General features: G+C 71.4%; 20 protein-coding genes. 14 read left to right on the top strand and 6 right to left on the bottom strand.

Features of this window, described 5'->3' with window-relative positions:
* The first annotated feature begins 85 nt into the window (after positions 1 to 85).
* The 9 genes from ACFV6X_RS22515 to ACFV6X_RS22475 all read left to right on the top strand — a co-directional run bounded on the left by ACFV6X_RS22515 (position 86) and on the right by ACFV6X_RS22475 (position 10284).
* Positions 86 to 928 (top strand): DUF4097 domain-containing protein, encoded by an 843-nt coding sequence (locus ACFV6X_RS22515; RefSeq protein ID WP_385386089.1) that lies wholly within the window; start codon positions 86 to 88, stop codon positions 926 to 928.
* 65 nt (positions 929 to 993) lie between these two features.
* Positions 994 to 2004 carry an ATP-binding cassette domain-containing protein gene (locus ACFV6X_RS22510; RefSeq protein WP_385386088.1) on the top strand — a complete coding sequence of 337 codons (1011 nt, stop codon included), beginning with the start codon at positions 994 to 996 and terminating at the stop codon, positions 2002 to 2004.
* On the top strand, positions 2001 to 2792 hold the full coding sequence (locus ACFV6X_RS22505) for an ABC transporter permease (protein WP_385386086.1): 792 nt from the start codon (positions 2001 to 2003) through the stop codon (positions 2790 to 2792). The genes ACFV6X_RS22510 and ACFV6X_RS22505 overlap by 4 nt, the downstream gene beginning before the upstream one ends.
* Before the next feature lie 670 nt (positions 2793 to 3462).
* Complete coding sequence (locus ACFV6X_RS22500; RefSeq protein WP_385386084.1) at positions 3463 to 4017, top strand: (2Fe-2S)-binding protein; 555 nt, start codon at positions 3463 to 3465, stop codon at positions 4015 to 4017.
* Positions 4014 to 6524: a xanthine dehydrogenase family protein molybdopterin-binding subunit gene (locus ACFV6X_RS22495; RefSeq protein WP_385386083.1), complete on the top strand. Its 2511-nt coding sequence runs from the start codon at positions 4014 to 4016 to the stop codon at positions 6522 to 6524. Before ACFV6X_RS22500 ends, ACFV6X_RS22495 begins: the two co-directional genes overlap by 4 nt.
* On the top strand, positions 6521 to 7375 hold the full coding sequence (locus tag ACFV6X_RS22490) for an FAD binding domain-containing protein (protein WP_385386081.1): 855 nt from the start codon (positions 6521 to 6523) through the stop codon (positions 7373 to 7375). Before ACFV6X_RS22495 ends, ACFV6X_RS22490 begins: the two co-directional genes overlap by 4 nt.
* Positions 7376 to 7390: 15 nt before the next feature.
* Positions 7391 to 8266 carry an AAA family ATPase gene (locus ACFV6X_RS22485; protein WP_385386079.1) on the top strand — a complete coding sequence of 292 codons (876 nt, stop codon included), beginning with the start codon at positions 7391 to 7393 and terminating at the stop codon, positions 8264 to 8266.
* A gap of 143 nt (positions 8267 to 8409) precedes the next feature.
* Positions 8410 to 9537, top strand: a complete 1128-nt coding sequence (locus ACFV6X_RS22480; protein WP_385386078.1) for a VWA domain-containing protein — start codon at positions 8410 to 8412, stop codon at positions 9535 to 9537.
* A gap of 93 nt (positions 9538 to 9630) precedes the next feature.
* On the top strand, positions 9631 to 10284 hold the full coding sequence (locus ACFV6X_RS22475; RefSeq protein ID WP_385386076.1) for an SRPBCC family protein: 654 nt from the start codon (positions 9631 to 9633) through the stop codon (positions 10282 to 10284).
* Between the two features lie 31 nt (positions 10285 to 10315).
* Here the strand turns inward: ACFV6X_RS22475 and ACFV6X_RS22470 are convergent, their stop codons facing one another.
* Together ACFV6X_RS22470 and ACFV6X_RS22465 are read right to left on the bottom strand one after the other, a co-directional pair.
* Complete coding sequence (locus ACFV6X_RS22470) at positions 10316 to 10906, bottom strand: flavodoxin family protein (RefSeq protein WP_385386074.1); 591 nt, start codon at positions 10904 to 10906, stop codon at positions 10316 to 10318.
* Positions 10907 to 11064: 158 nt separating this feature from the next.
* Complete coding sequence (locus ACFV6X_RS22465; RefSeq protein WP_385386216.1) at positions 11065 to 11475, bottom strand: GNAT family N-acetyltransferase; 411 nt, start codon at positions 11473 to 11475, stop codon at positions 11065 to 11067.
* Between the two features lie 415 nt (positions 11476 to 11890).
* Between ACFV6X_RS22465 and ACFV6X_RS22460 the strand changes: the two genes are divergently transcribed.
* From ACFV6X_RS22460 to ACFV6X_RS22445, 4 genes are all read left to right on the top strand, one after another.
* Complete coding sequence (locus tag ACFV6X_RS22460; protein WP_385386073.1) at positions 11891 to 12943, top strand: LLM class flavin-dependent oxidoreductase; 1053 nt, start codon at positions 11891 to 11893, stop codon at positions 12941 to 12943.
* The gene (locus ACFV6X_RS22455; protein ID WP_385386071.1) at positions 12936 to 13967 is read left to right on the top strand and encodes an LLM class flavin-dependent oxidoreductase; all 1032 of its coding nucleotides are present in this window, start codon (positions 12936 to 12938) and stop codon (positions 13965 to 13967) included. Before ACFV6X_RS22460 ends, ACFV6X_RS22455 begins: the two co-directional genes overlap by 8 nt.
* 26 nt (positions 13968 to 13993) lie before the next feature.
* Complete coding sequence (locus ACFV6X_RS22450) at positions 13994 to 14719, top strand: NADPH-dependent F420 reductase (RefSeq protein WP_385386069.1); 726 nt, start codon at positions 13994 to 13996, stop codon at positions 14717 to 14719.
* Between the two features lie 461 nt (positions 14720 to 15180).
* Entirely contained in the window at positions 15181 to 18555 is a 3375-nt protein-coding gene (locus ACFV6X_RS22445) for a pyruvate carboxylase (RefSeq protein WP_385386068.1), read from the top strand.
* Positions 18556 to 18676: 121 nt separating this feature from the next.
* Here ACFV6X_RS22445 and ACFV6X_RS22440 read toward each other — a convergent pair whose 3' ends face one another.
* Positions 18677 to 19111, bottom strand: coding sequence for a hypothetical protein (locus ACFV6X_RS22440; protein ID WP_385386214.1), 435 nt, complete (start codon positions 19109 to 19111; stop codon positions 18677 to 18679).
* A 227-nt stretch (positions 19112 to 19338) separates the two neighbouring features.
* Between ACFV6X_RS22440 and ACFV6X_RS22435 the strand changes: the two genes are divergently transcribed.
* Positions 19339 to 20016 carry an NADPH-dependent F420 reductase gene (locus ACFV6X_RS22435; RefSeq protein WP_385386066.1) on the top strand — a complete coding sequence of 226 codons (678 nt, stop codon included), beginning with the start codon at positions 19339 to 19341 and terminating at the stop codon, positions 20014 to 20016.
* A gap of 78 nt (positions 20017 to 20094) precedes the next feature.
* Here the strand turns inward: ACFV6X_RS22435 and ACFV6X_RS22430 are convergent, their stop codons facing one another.
* The 3 genes from ACFV6X_RS22430 to ACFV6X_RS22420 form a co-directional block, all read right to left on the bottom strand.
* Positions 20095 to 21399 (bottom strand): alkaline phosphatase, encoded by a 1305-nt coding sequence (locus ACFV6X_RS22430; RefSeq protein WP_385386064.1) that lies wholly within the window; start codon positions 21397 to 21399, stop codon positions 20095 to 20097.
* Positions 21400 to 21757: 358 nt separating this feature from the next.
* The gene (locus ACFV6X_RS22425) at positions 21758 to 23317 is read right to left on the bottom strand and encodes a mucoidy inhibitor MuiA family protein (RefSeq protein WP_385386062.1); all 1560 of its coding nucleotides are present in this window, start codon (positions 23315 to 23317) and stop codon (positions 21758 to 21760) included.
* A gap of 6 nt (positions 23318 to 23323) precedes the next feature.
* A partial coding sequence (locus tag ACFV6X_RS22420; RefSeq protein WP_385386060.1) for a DUF4139 domain-containing protein occupies positions 23324 to 24283 on the bottom strand: 960 nt, incomplete at its 5' end.

Below are 24283 nucleotides of genomic sequence, written 5' to 3'. Positions count from 1 at the left end.
CATCTCACCACTTCACCTCACCACTTCACCCACACCACGTCCCACCAGCCGGGACGGCCCAAGGACTCAAGAGGACGGGACAGCCATGCCTACTTTCGACACTCCCGAACCGGTCGCGGCCACGGCGCATGTGGAAGCCGGTTCCATCCAGTTCATCGCAGGCGACCGCCATGACACCGTCGTCGACGTGCAGCCCCGCGACCCGAAGAAGGACCTGGACGTGCGGGCGGCCGGCCAGACCGAGGTCACGTACGCGAGTGGTGCACTGACCGTCAGGACACCCAAGTCCAACCTGTTCGGCCGCACCGGCACCGTCGACGTGACGGTCGAACTGCCCACGGGCTCACGTGTCGACATGACCGGCGCCTGGGCACAGGTGCTCGGCGAGGGCCGGCTCGGCGAGGTCCGTGTGAAGACCTCCTCCGGCGACGTCCGCCTTGATGCGACCGGCCCGCTGAAGCTGACCGCGTCGCACGGCTCGATCACGGTGGACCGCGTCGAGGGCATGGCCGAGATCGTCACCAGCTCCGGCAGCCTGCGCGTCGGGCACGTCGACGGTCCGGCCGTACTGAAGAACTCGCACGGCACCACGACCGTCGGCGCCGCGACCGGCGAACTCCGTGTGAGCGGCGCGAACGGCGACATCGACATCGCGCGCGCCGAGGACTCGGTCACCGCGAAAACCGCCCACGGCACCCTGCGGGTGGGCGAAGTGACCCGTGGAACCGTCCAATTGGAGACCTCCTACGGCTCCATCGAGGTCGGCATCCGCGAGGGTACGGCCGCTTGGCTCGACGTCAACTCGGGGTCGGGCCAGGTGCGTAACACGCTCACCGCGTCGGAGACGCCGCAGGAGAGCGAGGACACCGTCGAGGTCCGCGCGCGCACCCGGCACGGCAACATCGACATCCGCCGCGCCAAGGCCTGACCCGCTCCACCTCCTCACAGCCCAGGCCATTTCACGCTCACCACCCCTTCGAACGGGAGGGCTCCATGCCTTCTTCTGTCATGCCCACGTCCAGACGAGGCGACGGTCACCCGTCCCCGGTCGCTGTCTCCGCCGTCGGTCTGCGCAAGTCGTACGGCGACAAGACCGTCCTCGACGGCATCGACCTGCGCATCCCGGCCGGTTCCGTGTTCGCGCTGCTCGGCCCGAACGGCGCCGGCAAGACCACCGCCGTGAAGATCCTCTCCACCCTCGTCACCGCCGACGGCGGACAGGCACAGGTCGCGGGCCACGACCTCGCCACCGAGCCCCAGGCCGTGCGGGCGGCGATCGGCGTCACCGGGCAGTTCTCCGCCGTCGACGGACTGATCACCGGCGAGGAGAACATGCTCCTGATGGCCGACCTGCACCATCTCTCCAAGCGCGAAGGGCGGCGCGTGGCCGCCGAGTTGCTGGAGCGGTTCGACCTCACCGAGGCCGCGAGGAAGCCGGCCTCCACCTACTCCGGCGGCATGAAGCGCCGCCTCGACATCGCCATGACGCTGGTCGGCGACCCGCGGATCATCTTCCTCGACGAACCGACCACCGGACTGGACCCACGCTCCCGCCACAACATGTGGGGCATCATTCGCGAACTCGTCACGGGCGGCGTCACCGTCCTCCTCACCACCCAGTACCTGGAGGAGGCCGACGAGCTCGCCGACCGGATCGCCGTCCTCGACGACGGGAAGATCGCGGCCGAAGGGAGCGCCGAGGAGCTGAAGAGGCTCATTCCCGGCGGACACGTCCGGCTCCGGTTCACCGACCCGGCCGCCTACCGGTCCGCCGCTTCCGCGCTGCGCGAGGTCACCCGGGACGACGAGTCCCTCACCCTGCAGATCCCCAGCGACGGCAGCCAGCGCGAGCTGCGCTCCCTGCTCGACTGGCTGGACGCCGCCGGCGTCGAGGCGGACGAGCTGACCGTGCACACCCCCGACCTCGACGACGTGTTCTTCGCCCTCACCGGCGGCGGCAACGTGCCGAGCCGGCCCGACAAGCCCAAGGAGGAAGCCCGATGAGCTCCCTTGCCCTCGCCGTGCGCGACTCGTCCACCATGCTGCGCCGCAACCTCCTGCACGCGCGCCGCTATCCGTCCCTCACCCTGAACCTTCTGCTCACCCCGGTCATGCTGCTCCTGCTCTTCGTCTACATCTTCGGCGACGTGATGAGCGCCGGCATCGAGGGTGGCGGCGCTGATCGGTCCGAGTACCTCGCGTACCTCGTGCCGGGCATCCTGCTGCTGACCATCGGTGGCACCACGATCGGCAGCGCGGTGTCCGTCTCCACGGACATGACCGAGGGCATCATCGCCCGCTTCAGGACGATGGCGATCCATCGAGGGTCGGTGCTCATCGGGCATGTCGTCGGCAGTGTGCTGCAGTGCGTGATGAGCGTGGTCCTCGTCGGGGCCGTCGCCGTGGCCATCGGATTCCGGTCCCACGACGCCACCGCTCTGGAATGGATCCTGGCCCTCGGACTGCTGACGCTCGTCTCCCTGGCACTCACCTGGATCGCGGTCGGTATGGGCTTGTCCAGTCCCAACGCCGAAGCCGCCAGCAACAACGCCTTGCCGCTGATGATCCTGCCGCTCCTGTCCAGTGCCTTCGTACCGGTCGACGCGATGCCGGGCTGGTTCCAGCCGATCGCCGAGTACCAGCCGTTCACGTCGGCCATCGAGACCCTGCGCGGCCTCCTGCTCGGCAGCGAGATCGGCAACAACGGATGGCTGACGGTGCTCTGGTGCGCGGGACTGGCCGTGCTCGGCTACGCCTGGTCCAAGTCACTGTTCGACCGCGACCCGAAGTAGCGGTCGGCATCCCTCGGGACCGAGGCCGGCGGCCCGCCCCCGGGCTGCGTACTCCGGCGGACACCGCGTCGGCGTACGCGGCCCGGCCGGCGTTCGCCGGGTCGCGCGGTTGCAGAGCCATTCCCGGGCTGGTGGCGCCGCGCCACGCGGGAAGTGGTGCCGCTGCCCGACCGCGCTCGCCGTCGACTGGAGGAGGGCGAGCGCCGAGACCGGCGGGGCCCGGTACGCGACGCGCGAGATCGGCCGGCGGCCTGGGCACCGGACGTAGCCGCAGCGGGTGCCGCCAGGCCCAGGCGTGTGCCGCAGGATGGTCGCGCAGTTCGCCGAGTGCGGCGGGTTTTGGAGCGGGGGTGCCGAGGGGGCAGCCGCCGGGTCCTGTGGGTCCATGAGGTGGTGTGACGCCGTGAAGCGGGCGGCCGCCGGATCGTGGCCCGTGCCGCGGGCGTCGGCATCCTCGAGGACGCCCACCCTGAGCCCGTGCACCGAGCGTGACGCTTCTCGCAGCCGGGCGCGAGCCACGTACAGCGGCCGCACATCCCCAGCGGCCCTGGACCGAAGGTCCGACAGACCGCGTCGCAGCGCTCGCCGCCTCCGTCGGCCGGTCTTACAGTGAGCTACATCGCGCCAGCGTGGCTGATTCCCTCACCCTGCCGCACGGCCTGGAGGGCGCATGACCCATATCAAGGTGCACGTCGACGGCACGACCTACGAGGACGACGTGGAGCCCCGTCTCCTCCTCGCCCACTACCTGCGCGACCGCCTCGGCCTCACCGGCACCCCGATCGGCTGCGACACCTCGAACTGCGGCACCTGCACCGTCGACCTGGACGGAGCAACCGTCAAGAGCTGCTCGGTGCTGGCCGTGCAGGCGGACGGCGGCGAGGTGACCACGATCCAGGGGCTGGCGAAGGACGGCGAGTGGACGGCGCTGCAACAGGCCTTCCACGAGCACCACGGACTGCAGTGCGGGTACTGCACGCCCGGGATGATCATGGCGGCGCGGGACCTGCTGCGCGAGAACCCGCTCCCCACCCCGAGCGACGTACGGCAGGCACTGGAGGGCAACCTGTGCCGCTGCACCGGCTACCAGAACATCGTCCGCGCGGTGCTCGCCGCGGCCGGACAGGAGGCCACTTCCGGACAACAGACCCTCTCAGGGCATGAGGCCACCTCCGCAGCGCAGGGCACCTCCGGAGGGCAGCTCACCAAGGAGGCCCCGGCATGACCGATCAGGCCGTGGAACGCGAACAGCGCGAGGTCGGCCGCTCCCGCCTGCGCAAGGAGGACGCCCGGCTGATCACCGGCCAGACCAACTGGACCGACAACATCCAGGTGGCGGGCATGCTGCACCTGGCCGTCCTGCGCAGCCCCATGGCCCACGCCCGCATCACCCGCGTCGACGTCGCCCCCGCACTCGAACGGCCCGGTGTCGTGGCCGTCTTCAGCGGTGCGGACCTCGCCGACGGCCTGGGCTCACTGCCCTGTGCCTGGCCGGTGACCGAGGACATCGTGCTTCCCGACCATCCGCCCATCGCGGTCGACGAGGTCCGCCACGCCGGGGACCCGGTGGCGGTCGTCGTCGCCCGCGACCGGTACGCGGCCGCCGACGCGCTGGAGGCCGTCGAGGTCGACTACGAGCCGCTGCCCCCGGTACTGGACCTGGAGGACGCGCTCGCGGAAGGCACCCCCCTGGTGCACGCGGACAAGGGCACCAACCGTTGCTACACCTGGCCGCTCGCCACCGGAGAGAGCTTCGACGCGGTGCGGGAGCGCGCCGAGGTGACCCTCAAGCGCCGCTACCACCAGCAGCGGCTGATCCCCAACGCGATGGAACCCCGCGCTGTGGTCGTCACGCCGCTGGCCGCCTCGGGCGAGTACACGGTCTACTCGGCGACCCAGGTCCCGCACATCCTGCGGATCATGCTCGCGACCGTCACCGGCGTCCCCGAGCACAAGCTGCGGGTCGTCGCCCCGGACGTGGGCGGCGGCTTCGGTTCCAAGCTCCAGGTGTACGGCGAGGAGGCGCTCGCCCTCGCGGTGGCACGCCGGCTCGGCCGCCCGGTGAAGTGGACCGAGTCCCGCTCCGAGGGCTACCTCGCCACCCACCACGGCCGCGGCATGATCCAGGACATCGAGATCGCCGCCACCCGCGAGGGGAAACTGCTCGGCCTGAAGGTGGACCTGCTGGCCGACATGGGCGCCTACCTGATGCTCGTCACCCCGGGCATCCCGATCCTCGGCGCCTTCATGTACCCGGGGATCTACAAGATGGACGCCTACGACTTCACCTGCACGGGCGTCTTCACCACCCGCACCCCGACCGACGCCTATCGCGGCGCCGGCCGCCCCGAGGCCACGTACGCCATCGAACGCATCATGGACGAGCTGGCCGTCGAACTCGGCCTGGACCCGATCGAGGTGCGGCGCCGGAACTGGATCCGGCACGAGGAGTTCCCGTACACCACGATCGCCGGACTCACCTACGACAGCGGCGACTACGAGGCGGCGACCGAGAAGGCGCTCGCCCTGTTCGGTTACGACGACCTGCGCGCCGAGCAGCGCGCGCGCAACGCACGCGGCGACACCGTACGCCTCGGCATCGGCGTGTCGACGTTCACGGAGATGTGCGGTCTCGCGCCGAGCCGGGTGCTGCGTGACCTCAGGTACGCCGCCGGCGGCTGGGAGGCGGCCAGCATCCGCATGCTGCCCACCGGCAAGGTCGAGGTCGTCACCGGCACCAGCCCGCACGGGCAGGGCCACGAGACCTGCTGGAGCCAGATCGCGGCGGACGTGCTGGGTGTGCCCTTCGAGGACATCGAGGTGCTGCACGGCGACACCAAGACGGCGCCCCAGGGCATGGACACCTACGGCTCCCGGTCACTGGCCGTCGGCGGTGAGGCCGTGCACCGGGCCGCCGTCAAGGTGGTCGACAAGGCGCGCAAGGTCGCCGCGCACCTGCTGGAGGCGAGCGAGCAGGACCTGGAGTTCAACGCCGGCGTGTTCTCCGTCAAGGGCTCCCCGGAAGCGCGCAGGAGCATCCAGGAGATCGCCTTCGAGGCGTTCACCTCGCACGATCTGCCGGACGGGGTCGAGCCGTCCATCAACGCCGAGACGGTGGTCGATCCGGAGAACTTCTCCTTCCCGCACGGCACCCACCTGTGCGCGGTCGAGGTCGACACGGAGACCGGCAGGACGCAGATTCGCAGCTACGTCTGTGTCGACGACATCGGCACGGTCGTCAACCCGATGATCGTCGAAGGCCAGGTGCACGGCGGGCTCGCCCAGGGCATCGCGCAGGCCCTGTTCGAGGAAGCCGTCTACGACGACGAGGGCAACCTCGTCTCCGGCACCATGGCGGACTACCTCGTCCCCTCGGCGGCGGACCTGCCGGACTTCATCACCGACCGGACCCAGACCCCGGCCGTGGACAACTCCATGGGCGTCAAGGGCGTCGGCGAGGCCGGGACGATCGCGTCGACGCCCGCCGTCGTGAACGCCGTGGTCGACGCGTTGCGGCCGCTGGGTGTGCCGGACGTACGGATGCCCTGTTCGCCGCACCGCGTGTGGCAGGCCATCCAGGCGGCGCGGTCCGGCGACGCCGGCGCGGCCGAGCCGGCGGTCACGGGCCCCGCGCAGTCCGGCCAGTCCGGGCAGGCGGCCCGGTCCGGCGACATCGGTCAGTACGGCGACATCGGTGCGTCCGGCCCGTCGGGTGAGGAAGGTCCGCGATGATTCCTCCTGTGTTCGACTACGCCCGTCCCGGCAGCGTGGACGAAGCGGTGCGCACGCTCACCGACGCCGGCGAGGACGGCAAGGTGCTGGCCGGCGGGCAGAGCCTGCTGCCGCTGCTGCGGATGCGGCTGGCCTTCCCCGAACTCGTCGTGGACGTCGGCCGGATCCCGGAGCTGCGCGGCGTCCGGGAGGACGGCGACACGCTCGTCATCGGCGCCATGACCACCCACCACGAGGTGCTCCACGACCCGCTGGTACGTCGCCACGCCGGTCTGCTGGCTCAGGTGACGGCCACGGTGGCCGATCCGGCCGTGCGGCACCGGGGCACCTTCGGCGGCTCCCTCGCGCACGCCGACCCGGCCGCGGACCTGCCCGCCCTGGCCCTGGCCCTGGACGCCGACCTGGTCGTGGCAGGCCCTCGCGGTCGGCGCACGGTGGCGGCCCGGGACTTCTTCGTCGACTACCTCCAGACGGCACTGGAACCCGACGAGCTCCTGGTGGAGGTGCGGATCCCGAAGACGGACGGCTGGGCCTTCCACTACGAGAAGTTCCATCCGGTCGCCCAGTCCTGGCCCATCGTCGGTGTCGCGGCGCTGGTGCGGTGCGACGACGGGCACATCACCCAGGCGCGCGTCGGTCTGGCCAACATGGGCTCGACCCCGCTGCGGGCCACGACCGCCGAGGAGACGCTGACCGGGGCCAACGGACCCGAAGCCGTCGCCAGGGCGGCCGAGGCGGCGGCCGAGGGCACCCGGCCCTCGCAGGACCTGGCGGCCGGGCCCGAGTACAGGCGGCACCTCGCGCGGGTGCTGACCCGCCGGGCGGTGCTGACCGCCACCGGTTGGGAGTGAGCGCCGATCACCGGCATGGACGACCCGGAGAAGGTGCGGGCCCGCTTGGAGGAGACCGGGTACCTCGTCGACGAAGGGCTGGCCGTCACGTGTTTCCTGGCCCTGAAGATGCACCGGCCGCTGTTCTGCGAAGGTGACGCGGGCGTCGGCAAGACGGCGCTCGCGACCGCCCTCGCCAAGGCGCTCGACGCGCCGCTCATCCGCCTCCAGTGCCATGAGGGCATCGACGCCTCCCAGGCCCTGTACGACTGGGACTTCCCACGCCAACTGCTGCACCTGCGGGTCGCGGAGGCGTCGGGCGTCACCGATGCCGACCGCCTCGAGAGCGAGCTGTACGACCGGCGTTTCCTCATCGCCCGGCCGCTGCTGCACGCCCTGCAGACGCACCCCTCGGTGCTGCTGGTCGACGAGATCGACCGGGCCGACGACGAGTTCGAGGCGTTCCTGCTGGAACTGCTGTCCGAGTACTCGGTCACCATCCCGGAACTCGGCACCCTGAGGGCAAAGGAGCCGCCGGTCGTCGTCCTCACCTCGAACCGGACCCGGGAGGTGCACGACGCGCTGAAGCGGCGGTGCCTCTACCACTGGTTCGAGCACCCCTCCTTCGACCGCGAACTGGCCATAGTGCGGCGCCGGCTCCCCGACGTGTCGGCGCGGCTGGCCGAACAGGTCACCGCATTGGTGCAGGCGCTGCGGGGCGCGGACCTCATCAAACCTCCCGGGGTTGCCGAGACGATCGACTGGGCCCAGGCCCTGGCCGCACTGGGAGCGGACGAGGTGGACGCGGAACTCGCCGTGACCACGTTGGGATCGGTCCTGAAGTACCGGGAGGACACGGACCGGGCCCGCAACCTCGATCTCGCGGCCGCTCTGGCGGCCCGGGGAGTGTGACGTCGATGCGCGCGGAGGTGGGTGGCGCGGGGACATCGTCGGCTGGGACGGATGCCGCACAGTCCGGGGCGCGGACGGTCGCCGCACCCACATCGGATGCCGCATCGCCCGGATCAGGTGCCCCGTCGCCCGGGGCGGATGCCGTGCTGCTCGGTTTCGTACGGGCGCTGAGGGCGGCCGGGCTCGATGCCGGTAGCGAAAGGCTGTACGCGTTCCTGCGTGCCGTGGACGTGCTGCGGCCCGGGATGAGGGCGGACGTGTACTGGGCGGGCCGGGCGACGCTGTGCGGCGGGCACGACGACCTGGAGCGGTACGACCGTGTCTTCGCCGCCTACTTCGACGCACGCGTCGCATCCGGCCGCCGCCCGGCACGAACCGCCCTCCCGCCCCGGCCTCGACTCGCCACGCGGCAGACGACCACCGCACCGCGCACCACGCGGGACGACAGGCCCTCCGGCCCGCCCACGGCGACGCTCGCCAGCTCCGCCGAGGTGCTGCGGCATCGCGACATCGCCGAACTGAACGCGGCCGAACGCGCCCAGCTGCGGCGCCTGCTCGCCGCTCTCGCGCTGCACGGGCAGACGCGGCGCTCGGCCCGGCGGCGGCCCGCACGGCGCGGCGACATCGACCCGCGCCGCACGGTACGGCAGTGGCTGCGACGCGGCGGTGAACCGGCCCCGCTGCAACGGAACGCACGCGTGGAGCGGCCCCGCCGGGTCGTGCTGCTCGTCGATGTGAGCGGCTCGATGGCGCCGTACGCCGACGCCCTGCTGCGGTTCGCCCACGCGGCGGTGCGCGGTGGCCGTACCGAGGTGTTCACCGTCGGTACCCGCCTGACGCGGACGACCCGCGAACTGTCGCACCGCGACCCGGACCTCGCGATGGCGGCCCTTGCCGAGGCCGTGCCGGACTGGCGCGGCGGCACCCGGCTGGGCGAGATGCTGCGCGAGTTCCTCAACCGCTGGGGGCAGCGGGGCATGGCACGCGGAGCGGTCGTCGTACTCCTGTCGGACGGCTGGGAGCGCGGTGATCCGGAACTGCTCGGTGCGCAGATGCGCCGCCTGCACGCGCTGGCCCATCAGGTGGTCTGGGCGAACCCGCGCAAGGCCCGCCCCGGTTACGCCCCCCTGGCCGCCGGGATGGCCGCGGCCCTGCCCAGCGTCGACGCCTTCGTCGAGGGACACAGCCTCGCGGCACTGCAACACCTCGCGGCGGTGGTCCGCGGAGCGTCGGACGGCACGGCAGCCGCGAAGGGAGCGCAGCATGCGTGAGCGCCTCCCGGAGACCGAGTTCGCCCCCATCCCGGCCGAACCGTCCCGACCGCGCCCATCCACCCCGCCGCCCTCCGAGCCGAGGAGCACGTCATGGAACTGCAGCACGAGTTCACCGTCCCCGTCCCGGTCGACGAGGCCTGGCGGGCGCTCCTAGACATCGAACGAGTGGCGCCGTGTCTGCCCGGCGCGACGGTGGAGGAGTACGACGGCACGACCGTGACCGGCTCGGTGAAGGTCAAGGTCGGCCCCATCACCGTGACGTACCGCGGCACCGCGGTGTTCGAGGAGCAGGATGAGCCGGCGCACCGGATGGTACTGGTCGCGAGCGGCAGGGAGACCCGCGGCCAGGGCACGGCCAGGGCGACACTCACCGGCGTACTGAGCGCACGCGACGACGGCACGGCCGTGTCGGTGCGGACCGATCTGACGGTGACGGGGCGCCCGGCGCAGTTCGGCCGCGGTGTGCTGGCGGAGGTGGGCGACCGGCTGGTCGGACAGTTCGCCGCGTGCCTGGCCGACCGGCTGGCCGAACCTGCCGCGGCCACAGAGCGGGAACAGGCCCGGCCGGACGAGGCGGCACCACTCGTCCGGCCCGAACCCGAGCCGCTCGACCTGTTGCGCACGGCCGGGCTACCCGTGGTCAAACGAGCGGCCGCCGCGGCGGCGGCACTCGCTGCCCTCGCACTGATCGCCACGCGGCTCCGACGCCGCGGGCGAGGAAGGCGCCGCCGCCCACGCCGGTGACGCCGGAGCGCCCGGTGCCGCCGGGATTCGTTCAGGCGCCGACGGCGGCGCGTCCGGCGGCGTAGATACGGGCCTGCTCGGCGATGCGGCGGCCGAGGTGCTCGGCGGTCGCTATGTCCGCCTTGTGGACTTCATCGGGGGCGTGGTCGGTGTGGGTCTGGGCGCCCGCGCCCAGGTAGAAGCCGAGGCGGTTGAGATCGTCCTCGGAGGCGGTGGTGCTGTTCCAGCCGGGGTGCAGGCCGAGGTTGACCCAGGTCATGCCGTGCTGGGCGGCCAGGATGCTGAAGTACTGGAGGGTGTGCAGCTTGTCGCCGCTCTTGGCACCGGAGTTGCTGAATCCGGCGGCGAGCTTGTCCTTCCACGAGTGGACGGCCCAGCGCTTGGAGGTGGTCTCCGCGAACTGGTGGAAGGCACCGGAAGCCGTGCCCATGTAGGTCGGCGAACCGAAGACGATCGCGTCCGACGCGTCGAGCAGCTCCCACTGCTCGTCGGTGATCTCGTCGACCTTGATCACGTGGGCTACGGCGCCGGCCTCCACGGCGCCTTCGCGCACGGCCTCGGCGAGGACGGTGGTGTGGCCGTAGCCGGAGTGGTAGGCGATCGCGACGATAGGGGTGCTCATGAACGTCTTCTCCTGGCAATGGGTTGACCGGCTCCCGCTGGGAGCCCGGAGGCCGACGGTCACCAGGCCTGGTGGCCTGAGGTCGACCCGTACCCAGTAGGACCGGACAGCCTCCGTATCCGTGACACGGAGAGTCCGGTGTCCGCGCCCGCGTCGGCTCAGGCGGGGAAGGTGAAGAGGCGGTACTCGGACACCGTGGTGAAGCCGAAGCGCCGGTACAGCAGTTCGCCCGCGGGGCTCGCCACCAGCGCCGCGGACCGCATCCCGCGTTCCCCTCCCACCCGGAGCGCCGCGGCGGTCAGCGCCGCGCCGATGCCGCGCCGGCGATACGCCTCGGTCACGTGCACGAGGAAGATCCCCGCTGTCTGGTGCGCCGCGATCACCACCGTGGACCCGACCATCCGGCCGTCGAGCACCGCTGCCAGGCGGACGATGTCCGCGTTGTCCCCGTGTCGGGACTCGATGCGCACCATGCGGGCCTCCAGGCCGGGCACGATGCCCATCGACGTCCGGTACGTCCGGACGAGATGCGCCAGCCGGTCCCCGTCCTGGACCGTCTCGACCCGCAGGCCGGCCGGCGCAGTAGGTGTCGGAACCCACCGACATCACATGGGCGCCACTGCTCCTGCCGTGCGGATCCGTCACCGACCTGACGGACTGGGCGTCGCCTTCCACGGCCACGGTGACCTTGCCGCCAGGTTGCGGGCGTTGCGCGGACCGGGCCCACGAGGCGAGCGGCAGCACGGTAGGACGGCCGGGGACGGCTGGAGCCGGGCCTGACCCCGGCCACGGGAAGCGGGCGCGCCGGAACCCGGCGGCAGGTGGCGACGCGACAGGAGGGGCCCAGCCCCAGCACCACCTCGGTCACCTGCACCGCACCCCCTCTTGTTTGACGAGCCAAGCTTTTTGGGTGAGTATTTGCTGCGTCAAGCAATAGACTGTCCGCACGAGACCGGACGTCCCGGGAGCCAGTAGGAGGAGTCCATGACGGCCACAGCGTTCGAACTGGGGCTGAACTCGTTCGGAGAGGTCGCCACGGACGGCGAGGGCCGCCCCCTGAGCGACGCCGAGACCGTTCGCCTGCTGATCGAGGAGGCCAAGCTCGCGGAATCGGTGGGGATCGACGTGTTCAGCGTCGGCGAGCACTACCGCGCGGGCCACAACGACAGCGCCACGCCCGTCCTGCTCGCCGCGATCGCGACCGCGACGGAACGCATCCGGCTCGGCACCTCGGTGACCGTCCTGAGCACCAACGACCCCGTGCGGCTCTACCACGAGTTCTCCACGCTGGACGCCGCCTCGAACGGCCGCGCCCAGCTCGTGCTGGGGCGGGCATCGGCCACCGAGTCGTTCCCGCTGTTCGGCCACGACCTCGCCGACTACGAGGAACTGTTCGAGGAGAAGCTCGACCTGTTCATGCGTCTTCAGAGGGAGGAGACGGTGACCTGGTCGGGAAAGTTCCGGCCGCCGCTCGTCGAGCAGCGACTGCGTCCCCGCATGCCGCCCGGTGGCGTCCCCACCTGGATCGGCGTGGGCGGCAGCCCGAACTCCGTGGTCCGCGCGGCCCGCTATGGCCTCCCCCTCATGCTGGCCGTCATCGGTGGCCGCCCCCAGCGCTTCGCCGGCCACGTGGAGCTCTACCACCGCACGCTCGAACAGCTCGGGCACACCAGGCAACCCGTAGCCCAGCACTCCCTGGGGCTCGTCGCCGACACCGACGAGGAGGCGATCGAGACCTGGTGGCAGTACTGGCAGCCGGTCGTCGCCGCCCTCGCGGAGGAGCGCGGCTTCTACAGGCCGACCCGTGAGCGGTACCTGGCGGAAGTAGGCAAGGGCGCGCTGTTCGTCGGCTCCCCCGAGACCGTCGCACGCAAGATCGCCACGATGGCCCGCGATCTGCGTCTCAGCCGTTTCGACCTCAAGTACGACGTCATGAACCTCCCCCGCGAAGCCCGCGCCCGCACGATCGAGCTGCTGGGCAGCGAAGTCGCCCCGCGGGTGCGGCAGCTGCTCACGAAGGAACCCAGCCATGTCTGATCTCGTATTCGGTCTCGACACGTTCGGCGATGTGCCGGTGGACGACTCAGGGACCCCGGTGTCCGACGCGCGGGCCATCCGGCAGGTCCTCGACGAGGCCGTTCTCGCGGAGGAGACCGGCGTCGACGTCCTCGCGCTCGGTGAACACCACCGCCCGGAGTTCGCGATCTCCTCTCCGGAAACCGTGCTCGCCGGCATCGCCACACGCACCAGCCGTATCCGGCTCTCGTCCGGTGTGACCGTGCTGAGTTCGGACGATCCGGTCCGTGTGTTCCAGCGGTTCTCGACGTTGGACGCGCTCTCGAACGGCCGGGCCGAGGTCATCCTCGGGCGCGGCTCCTTCACCGAGTCGTTCCCCCTCTTCGGATACGACCTGAGCGACTACGACGTGCTGTTCGAGGAGAAGATCGAGCTCTTCGCCAAGCTGCTGGAGGAGAAGCCCGTCACCTGGAGCGGCACCAAGCGGGCTCCGCTCGAGAACGCGGACGTCTTCCCCAAGACCGAATCCGGGCGCCTGAGCACCTGGGTCGGTGTCGGCGGCTCACCTCAGTCGGTCATCCGCACCGCGCGCTACGGCTTCCCGCTCATGATCGCCGTCATCGGCGGCAGCCCGGAGCGTTTCGCGCCCTACATCGACCTCTACCAGCGAGCCACCGAGAAGTTCGGCACCACCGCCCACCCGGTCGCCATGCACTCGCCCGGCTTCATCGCCGACACGGACGAGGAGGCCCGCGAGTTGCACTGGCCGCACTACAAGGTCATCCGTGACCGCATCGGCGCGCTGCGGGGCTGGCCGCCGATCCGCAAGGAGGAGTACGAGGCCGAGATCGAGCACGGTTCGCTCTACCTCGGTTCGCCCGAGACCGTCGCCCGCAAGATGGCCCGTGCGATCAAGTCGCTCGGCGTCGGCCGTTTCGACCTCATCTACACCACCGGAGCCCAGTCGATCAGCGCCCGTCGGCGCACGGTCGAGTTGTACGGCACCAAGGTGCTCCCGATGGTCCGCGACATCCTCGCGGGCTGACACCAAGCCCCAGGAACGGAGAACACATGGACGACACCACCACCGACGCCGCCGTGCGCACGGTCGGCATCCTGGGCGCCGGGAAGGTCGGCACCGTGCTGGCACGACTGGCCCTGGCAGCCGGCTACCGCGTGCTCATCGCCGGATCAGGTGACCCGGCCAAGATCGAGCTCACCGTCGAAGTCCTCACCCCCGGCGCCGTCCCGGTCACCGCGGCGGCCGCGGCGCAGGCGGATGCCGTCATCCTGGCGCTCCCGCTCGGCAAGTACCGCACCGTTCCGGCCGAGGAACTGCGGGGCAAGCTCGTCATCGACGCCATGAACTACTGGTGGGAGGTCGACGGCATCCGCGACGACCTCACCGACCCGCTCACCTCGTCGAGCGAGATCGTGCAGGCGTATCTGTCCGGAGCCCGCGTGGTCAAGGCGTTCAACCACATGGGCTACCACGATCTCGAGGACGGCGCCCAGTCCGCGGGTACGCCGGGGCGCAAGGCGATCGCCATCGCCGGCGACGATCCGTTCGACCTCGCCACCGTCGCGGACCTCGTGACCGCCCTCGGCTTCGACCCCGTCATGGCGGGTCCCCTCGCCGAAGGAGTACGGCTTGAACCGGGAACCGAGCCTTTCGGCGCGTACGTCGGTGCCGGGGAACTGCGCGCGATGCTCAGCCGCTTCCCGGAATCGGAGCGCGGACGGGCGGTGATCAGCGCGAGGGCTGCCGCGTCGGCACCGGGCGACCGAGCGGCCTGACCCCGCGAGTGCTGTGCCTGGTAACTCGCGCCCTGAGGGCATCGGGCCGGGCTGCGCGGGGCCGCGCCGCAGGCGCGTGATGTCGGGAAGGTGCGCCTCTCCTTCGGCGGCACAGGACGCCGCCGTGGTGCGCCCGAGGCTCGGCCCGGACAAGCACCCCGACTTCCTCTCGCCGGCGGACTCCACCGTGGAGAAGACGAGCGAGGCCGACGACCCCGAGGTCCACGCGCGTCCGCGGGCCCTCAAGACGGCGTACGACCCGGAGAAACAGGCTGCGGGTGAACCACAACATCCCGCCCCTGCGGGCCGCCTGGATCCAGGCGGCCCGAGCCCGTGCGATCGCCCGGACACCGGTGCCGCGATTCCGGCTGGACCCCGTAAGTGGCCCGGTTCACATGGCGTGAGAGCGGTGTCGCCGACACGATGGGTGGGCCCTGTCCGGCAGGCTGAAGGGATCAAGGATGTTCCGCAAGGTGCTGGTTGCCAACCGTGGCGAGATCGCGATTCGTGCGTTCCGCGCGGGATACGAGCTGGGCGCGCGCACCGTCGCCGTCTTCCCGCACGAGGACCGCAACTCTTTGCACCGGCTCAAGGCCGACGAGGCGTACGAGATCGGACAGCCAGGGCATCCGGTGCGGGCCTATCTCTCCGTGGAGGAGATCGTCCGCGCGGCGCGCCGTGCGGGAGCGGACGCCGTGTACCCGGGCTACGGATTCCTGTCCGAGAACCCGGATCTGGCCCGGGCGTGCGAAGAGGCCGGCATCACGTTCGTCGGACCGAGCGCGGACATCCTGGAGCTGACCGGGAACAAGGCGCGCGCGGTGGCTGCCGCGCGGGAGGCCGGCGTACCGGTGCTGGGTTCCTCGGAGCCGTCCACCGACGTGGACGCACTCGTCCGCGCCGCCGAGGACGTCGGCTTCCCCGTGTTCGTCAAGGCGGTCGCGGGCGGCGGCGGGCGCGGTATGCGCCGCGTCGAGGAACCCGCGCAGCTGCGCGAGGCCATCGAGGCGGCGTCCCGCGAGGCCGCGTCCGCGTTCGGCGACTCCACGGTCTTCCTGGAGAAGGCCGTCGTCGAGCCCCGCCACATCGAGGTGCAGATCCTCGCCGACGGGCAGGGCAACGTCATTCACCTGTTCGAACGGGACTGCTCCGTACAGCGTCGCCACCAGAAGGTGATCGAGCTGGCGCCCGCGCCGAACCTCGACCCGGAACTGCGCGACCGGATCTGTGCCGACGCCGTGCGCTTCGCCCGGCAGATCGGCTACCGCAACGCCGGCACCGTGGAGTTCCTGCTCGACCGCGACGGCAACCACGTCTTCATCGAGATGAACCCACGCATCCAGGTCGAGCACACGGTGACCGAGGAGGTCACGGACGTCGACCTGGTGCAGGCGCAGCTGCGCATCGCCGCCGGCGAGACCCTCGCCGACCTCGACCTCGACCAGGACACCGTCACCCTGCGCGGCGCCGCGCTGCAGTGCCGGATCACCACCGAGGACCCGGCCAACGGCTTCCGCCCGGACACCGGACAGATCAGCGCCTACCGCTCGCCGGGCGGCTCGGGCATCCGTCTCGACGGTGGTACCACCCACGCCGGTACGGAGATCAGCGCGCACTTCGACTCGATGCTGGTGAAACTCACCTGCCGTGGGCGGGACTTCAGCACCGCGGTGGGACGTGCCCGGCGCGCCGTGGCCGAGTTCCGCATCCGCGGTGTGGCCACCAACATCCCCTTCCTGCAGGCCGTGCTCGACGACCCCGACTTCCAGGCCGGCCGGGTCACCACGTCGTTCATCGAACAGCGCCCGCATCTGCTCACCGCCCGGCACTCCGCCGACCGTGGCACGAAGCTGCTGACCTACCTCGCCGACGTCACGGTCAACAAGCCGCACGGCGAACGGCCCGACCTGATCGACCCGTTGACCAAGCTGCCCGCGCTCCCGCCCGGCGAACCGCCGGCCGGGTCCCGGCAGCGGCTCGCCGAACTCGGCCCCGAGGGCTTCGCCGGCTGGCTGCGCGCGTCACCGACCATCGGCGTCACCGACACCACGTTCCGCGACGCCCATCAGTCGCTGCTCGCCACCCGGGTACGCACCAAGGACCTGCTCGCCGTCGCCCCGGTGGTGGCACGCACGATGCCCCAGTTGCTCTCCCTGGAATGCTGGGGCGGCGCGACCTACGACGTCGCCCTGCGCTTCCTCGCCGAGGACCCGTGGGAGCGCCTGGCGGCCCTGCGGGAGGCCGCCCCGAACATCTGCCTCCAGATGCTGCTGCGCGGCCGCAACACCGTGGGCTACACGCCGTATCCCACCGAGGTGACCGACGCGTTCGTGCAGGAGGCGGCCGCCACCGGCATCGACATCTTCCGCATCTTCGACGCCCTCAACGACGTCGGCCAGATGCGGCCCGCCATCGACGCCGTACGGGAGACCGGGACGGCCGTCGCGGAGGTGGCCCTGTGCTACACCTCCGACCTGTCCGACCCCGCCGAGCGGCTCTACACCCTGGACTACTACCTGCGCCTGGCCGAGCAGATCGTGAACGCGGGTGCCCACGTGCTGGCCGTCAAGGACATGGCCGGTCTGCTGCGGGCGCCGGCCGCGGCGAAGCTGGTGTCCGCCCTGCGCCGCGAGTTCGACCTGCCGGTCCACCTGCACACCCACGACACCGCGGGCGGCCAGCTCGCCACCTACCTCGCCGCCGTCCAGGCCGGTGCCGACGCGGTGGACGGGGCGGTGGCGTCCATGGCCGGTACGACATCGCAGCCGTCGCTGTCCGCGATCGTGGCCGCGACGGACCACTCGGAGCGACCGACGGGCCTGGACCTCCAGGCCGTCGGCGACCTGGAGCCGTACTGGGAGAGCGTCCGCAAGGTCTACGCCCCCTTCGAGGCGGGTCTGGCCTCGCCGACCGGCCGCGTCTACCACCACGAGATTCCCGGCGGGCAGCTCTCCAACCTGCGCACCCAGGCGGTCGCGCTGGGCCTGGGCGACCGCTTCGAGGACATCGAGGCGATGTACGCCGCCGCGGACCGGATGCTCGGCCGCCTGGTCAAGGTCACACCTTCGTCGAAGGTGGTCGGTGACCTGGCGCTTCACCTGGTGGGCGCGGGTGTGTCCCCGGACCACTTCGAGGCGGAGCCCGACAGGTTCGACATCCCCGACTCCGTCATCGGCTTCCTGCGCGGCGAGCTGGGCACTCCGCCCGGCGGCTGGCCCGAGCCGTTCCGCACCAGGGCCCTGCGGGGGCGTGCCGAGGCCAAGCCGGTGGGGGAGCTGAGCGCCGACGACCGGGACGGACTGGCGAAGGACCGGCGGGCGACCCTCAACCGGCTGCTGTTCCCGGGACCGACCCGGGAGTTCGAGGCGCACCGCGACTCCTACGGTGACACCAGCGTGCTGGACAGCAAGGCCTTCTTCTACGGACTGCGCCCGGGCAAGGAGTACGCCGTCGACCTGGAGCGGGGTGTGCGGCTGCTGATCGAGTTGCAGGCCGTCGGTGACGCGGACGAGCGGGGGATGCGCACCGTGATGTCGTCCCTGAACGGCCAGCTGCGGCCGATCCAGGTGCGCGACAGGGCGGCCGCCTCGGACGTCCCCGCCACCGAGAAGGCCGACCGGATGAACCCCGGCCACGTCGCGGCTCCGTTCGCCGGCGTGGTGACCCTCACCGTCGCCGAAGGAGACGAGGTGGAGTCCGGGGCCACGGTGGCCACCATCGAGGCGATGAAGATGGAAGCGGCGATCACCGCCGCGAAGTCCGGACGGGTGGCGCGACTGGCCATCAATCGCATCCAGCAGGTCGAGGGCGGCGATCTGCTCGTCGAACTCGCCTGAGCCGACAGCCGACAGCGGGTGCGCCGTCACCGCATGCCGTCCCGCCCCGCGCAGAAAGCCACTTGCGCGGGGCGGACGGGGGGCGGGTGCGTGGGCCACTCCATGGTCCCGCCTGCCCCGGTCACCCGCCGTTCTGTGACCCTTCTCCACCGCTGCGAGGCCGAGGCCGTCCATCTGCTGCCGGTCGGGTGCGCTGCCGCTCGTGGCGGAGCGCGGCGCCCGTGGCCACCGCGCCGATCCCCTCCCACACGCCCACGCCGAGGAAGCCGGCCGGGGCGCGGCCGCCGATCACCGCGAGCGTGAAGACCGTGCAGGTCAGCAGGCGAAAGGGCACGGTCCAGCGGAAGAACGGCTTCCAGTCGGAGAGCGCGGCGAGGACGTAGTACGCGCCCATGTTGAGCGCTGCCATGGAGGAGGCGGTCACGAAGACCAGCGTGTGATCTTCCTGCGCGCGGGAGCCCGCCACGGGCGTGAATCCCATGATCTTCAGGAGGGAATCCGGGGCGATGAGCCCCACTGCACCCATGACGGCGGCGAGGACACCGAACACGGCCATGGTCCAGCCGGACGGGGAGCGGGGCAGGAGTCGCACGAAGTCCTCCGAAGGACAGGGGAGTTGGGTCTCGGACACCACCTGCATACCGTGCGCTGCCGGTGCGCGGACAGTCCAGGGTGTGCGGGGGAGGTGAGGCCGTGGCTCATCTGGCCCACCCGCCGGAATAGCCGCATCCACTCCGGCGTTGCGCGCGAGAGTACGAGCGGTCGAACCCGGAAGGTCCTGTCATGAGAATCGGCATCATCGGCGCCGGCAACATCGGCGGCAACCTCACCCGAAGCCTCACCGCCCTCGGTCACGACGTCTTCGTGGCCAACTCACGCGGCCCCCACACCCTGAAGGAACTGGCCGAGGAGACCGGTGCCACCCCTGTCCCGGCGGAGGAGGCAGCCCTTGACGCCGAGATCGTCGTCGTCACGGTCCCGATGAAGGCCGTCCCGGCTCTCGCGCCCGGCATCCTCGACGGAGCGGCCGAAGGCGTCGCGGTCATCGACACCGGCAACTACTACCCCAAGCAGCGTGACGGCCGGATCGCCGCGATCGAGGACGAGGGCCTGACCGAGAGCCGCTGGACCGAACGCCGGATCGGGCACCCCGTGATCAAGGCCTTCAACGGCACCTTCGCCCAGGACATCCTGGAGCGCGCCCTCCCCGCGGGCGCTCCCGACCGTATGGCGCTGCCGGTGGCCGGCGACGACGAGGCGGCCAAGCGCAAGGTGATGGCCCTGATCGACGAGATCGGCTTCGACACGGTCGATGCCGGCGGGCTCGATGATTCCTGGCGCCAGCAGCCCGGCACCCCGGTCTACGGCCTGCGCGCCGGCGTCGCGGAGGTCACCAAGGCCCTGGCGGCCGCCGCACCGGGGCGCACGCCGGAGTTCCGCGCCGAACAGGGCGCCGAGTAGACGTGAGAGCGGACCCTGACCGTATGGACGGGTCAGGATCCGCTCAACTGCACGATGGGCAGCCCTGCTGACTTCCGCTCAGCGGCGGGTCAGAGCCTCGCGGAGCACGTCGTACACGTACGTGTTGGCGTGCTTGCCGGTGAAGCGGTCGGACAGAGGTCCGGCCGCGGTCACGGGAACGTCCACACCGGTGTGGCCGGAGGTGGTCCAGTCGATGGAGAAGTTCTTCTGGCTGCCGCGGATGGTGAAGGGGCCGTCCTCGGCGGAGATGCCCTCGCCGGACTCGTCGCCGGCGTCCGTCTCCTCGACGGCCAGACCGCCGGTCTCGTGGTCGCCGGTGACGACCAGCAGGGTGTCGGGGTGGGTGGCGACGTAGGCACGGGCGACGGCCACCGCCTTCTCCAGCTCCTGCATGGACTGCAGGACGCGGGCGCCGTTGTTGGAGTGCGCGAACTCGTCGGTGGCCTCCTCCTCGACCATGAGGAAGAAGCCCTTCTTGTTCTTCTCCAGCGTGCTCAGGGCCTTGCCGGTCATGGTGGATAGACCGACCACGGGGCTGTAGACATCGCCCTGACCCTCGGCACGCTGCTGGAACATCTCCTCGTTGGCGAACAGACCGAGGAGCTTGCCGCCCTTGGCGCGGCTGAGCTGGTCGCCGTCGGAGACGTAGGAGTAACCGGCCTTCTGGGCCTTCTTGATCAGGTTGCCCTTGGTGCCCTTGCTCGCCTCGGAGGGGTCCTCGGCGGGCTGGTCCTTGAAGGCGCCGGGGCTGCCCGCGGGCAGCCACCAGTCCTCGCCGCCGCCCAGGATGACGTCGGGCTTGCTGACCTCGATGTACTGACGGGCGATCTCGTCCTGCGCCGAACGGTTGGCGGTGTTCGCGAAGAACGCCGCCGGCGACGCGTCGGTCACCTGCGCGGTGGTGACCAGGCCGGTGGCCTTGCCGGCGGCCTTGGCCTGCCGGCCGAGGGCGGCCAGCGGGTTGCCGTCCACATCGACGCTGATCGCGCCGTTGTAGGTCTTCTCACCCGTGGCCCACGCGGACGCCGCGGCGGCCGAGTCGGTGACGACGGCCTTCGGGTCGTCCGGCTCGGTGGTCAGCTGGCCCGAGGCGGGCAGCTTGTCCATCGCGAGCTGGCCGTTGAGGCCGGTCAGGTGGAGACGGGCCGCCTGGCGCATGGCGGCGCCCATGCCGTCGCCGTTGATGAAGATGACGTTCTTGACGGTGGGCGACTTCGACTTGGCCGCGGCGTGCGGAGCCGAAGCCGACGCGCCCAGCGTCGGGTTGACCACCATCGTCACCACGGCAGCGGCGATGGCGGTGGCCGCAGGAGCGGCGAACCGCCGCGCTCCACGAGCGTCCAGGGACACAAGATCCTCCATTGATGTCTTTTCTTGGTGCTTGACAGCGAACGTAAGGATCTTTGATGGGAGATCGACCAAGAACGGATGGCCGGTGCACGAAGAGTCCTTCAGGGACAGGTAAAGACCAGCGGCCAACTTGTCCGGACAGGATGAGTGAGGAAGGCCCCCTTTTCCCGCCTTCTCTCTGCGCGCGCAGGCTGGATGCGAAGCGCCTCCACACCGTCGTCGTCACAGGTCATCGACCCGGTGCCCGGCATGCCGTCGTCAGATCGAGGACTTGAGGGGGCCGGTGGGCGGCGCAGGTCGGCTTCCTTCAGTGCGCGCTGCCACGCCGACCGGGATCCTGCGGATGCCCAGCCGACGGATCACTCGACGGTCACAGGCCCCTCACGTTGGCGTTCGCCGTGACGTCGTAGACCAGGGTGACGGTGCGCCGGCCTCCCGGAGGCAGCGGGACGTTCCAGCGGACGATGCCGTCCGCGTCGACCTCGTCGGGTGCGGGGGAACAGGCCTTGCCACGCAGGCTCACCTCCACCGCCGAGGTCTCCGGGACGGGGACGCGCTCGCGGACGACCACCACGTGTTCGTCGTGCTCGGCGGGTGCCGAGAAGCGGGAGAGGTGGAGCCGGACGGTGCGGGTGAGGACGGTCCGCTGGGCGAGGCCCGCCGTGTCACGGGTCTCCTCGGTCTCCCGCAGGACCCGGTGGTCGTCACGGCTGCCGAAGGCAAGCTCGACGGGGGCGCCGGGGGCGGTGAAGTCCAGAGTGCCGCGACCGCTGAACCCGCTGCCGCTGACGAAGTCCACGGGCCCGGCGAGCAGTGCGTGTCCGGAGCGGTTGTCGAACCGCACGATCTGAGCGACCAGCGGGGACAGCTCGGGCGAACAGGTGTACTGGCTGCTGGCGGCGGTCGTGAAGGACGAGAGCGGCACGCGGTGGGCCCGTCCGTCCGACGGCACGGAGACCGGGGCGCCGCACTGCAGGACGCGGACCTCACCGCCGTCGTCGACCCCGGGCGGTCCCTGCACGGGGGAGGGGCCGAGATCCGTGATCTCTTCCTCGCGCAGCTCGACGTGGACGGTGCGGCGCTCGGCGGGGGAGCGGTCCTGGAGTGTCAGCCTGTCCTCTTCGAGCCGGGGAGGCTGGGTGGCCCGCGCGGAGCGGGCCGTCGACAGGGTCAGGCGTACGTTCGACCAGTCCTCGCCGGTGCGCTGCCAGACCACCGCGTCCGTGTCCAGCGTGAGCGAGTCACCGTCGCGTACGGCACGGTAGGCGGGCCGCCACAGGGCGCAGGGGACGAGGTGGGTCAGACGGAGCCTGGCCGGGCCGGCACCGTCCGCCCGGACGGTCAGTTCGATGTGGCCGACCAGCTCTGCGGGTTCCGTCTCGGCGAGCCGCAGGGCTCGCTGGGTGTCGGAGAGTTCGGCGGCCAGCTCGGTCAGCCGGGCGTTCACCGCGCGTAGCTGCTCGCCGCAGGTGTCGCGTTCGCCGTCGACTCGGTCCAGTTCGCGGTTCCAGCGGGCCTGCTCGGCTTCTCCGCGGCCGGCACCCTGGCCGATCTCGCGCAGCAGATCGGTGGCGAGCCGGCCGAGGAGGTCGACGCGGGCGTGCAGGCGCTCGCGTCGCTGTTCCAGCGCACGCTGTTCCTCTTCGAGGGCGCTCACGCGGTGGCGCAGGGCGGAGTCGTCGGCGGCGGGGCCCGGTCCCCGCGGTGTCCATGCGCGTACGACCCTCGCGTCGAGCACGGCCGCCGGGTGATCGGCGGCGAGCTCGGCGTGCAGGCTGCGGTCGACGGCCAGGGCGCTGACCGGCCCGAGACGCAGCCGCTGGGTGCCGGCTTCCAGGTCGAGCACGACGGTGCGCTCGACCTGTGCCCGGTCCTCCAGGCAGGTGACGGCGGTGACGGGGACGGGGATCGGTTCGGGGCTCGTGGACATCAGGGGTCAGCTCCTGCGGTTGCCGCCGGTCAGGGCCTTGCCGGCCGGGATGCGGATGACGTAACCGCCGTCGAGGGCGGCGGTGGCGCGGGCCGGCAGCTCGATCCGCCACAGGCGGGTGCCCGGCGTGTGCCGCTCGGCCGCCGCGCCGCCCTCCGCCGGGGCCGTCCAGTCGGCCTTCTCCTCGATCCGCACGTCCGCGTCGGAGCTGACCGGTACCCGTTCGCGCACTTCCACGGTGACGCCGACCGTGAGCCGGTTGGCCAGCTCCACGTGGACGTGGTGGTCGAGCACGGTCACGTTGTTGCGCAGGCCCGAGGTCGACTCGTGCAGGCTCGCTCGGCGAGTGACCTTGATGGCCTCCTCGGGGCCGAGGCCCACCCGGCACACACCGCCGGGAGCGAGGGTGGGCAGTGAGGTGGTCACCAGGAAGTCCCCGTCCGCCGCGACCTCCAGCGGTCCGGCCAGCAGTGCCTGATCGGTGTCGTTGGCGAGCACCAGGGTCGCGTGGACGGCCTCCTCCACCGACGGGACGCACAGGTACTCGGTACGCAGACCGACCGGCACCTCGCCGACGGTGACGGTGTGCCACGTGCCGTCCGAGGGGATGTCGGCGCGGGCGGCGGCGTCGTAGCGGTGGTCGAAGGAACCGGCCGACTCGCGGGGACGTACGGCGTTCGCCGGCAGGGGCAGCGCGGCCGTCCTCTCGGCACGTCGGCGGTGCTCGGAGGTCACCGGGTCGAAGGCCGCGTCCGGGAACAGCCGTCCCCGGCGCTCCTCCTGCGCGTCGGGTCCGCACAGGACCAGTGCCGCGTAGTCGAGGTCGGCACCGCTCGGCCGCGGAGTCCCTGCCGGGGGAGCCGCGGGCGCGGGGGGTGCGAGCTGAGGGGCGGGCGGCGGTGGCGGCGCCGCCCGGCCGGGGGCCGCCGGGGCCATCGCGGGGGCTGCCGGGGCGGTGCCCGGGGC

Origin of the sequence: Streptomyces sp. NPDC059861, assembly GCF_042731435.1 — a bacterium.
Taxonomy (GTDB): Bacteria; Actinomycetota; Actinomycetes; order Streptomycetales; family Streptomycetaceae; genus Streptomyces.
Note: the sequence above shows the minus strand (reverse complement) of the source record. Positions and strands in the feature narration are given on the sequence as shown.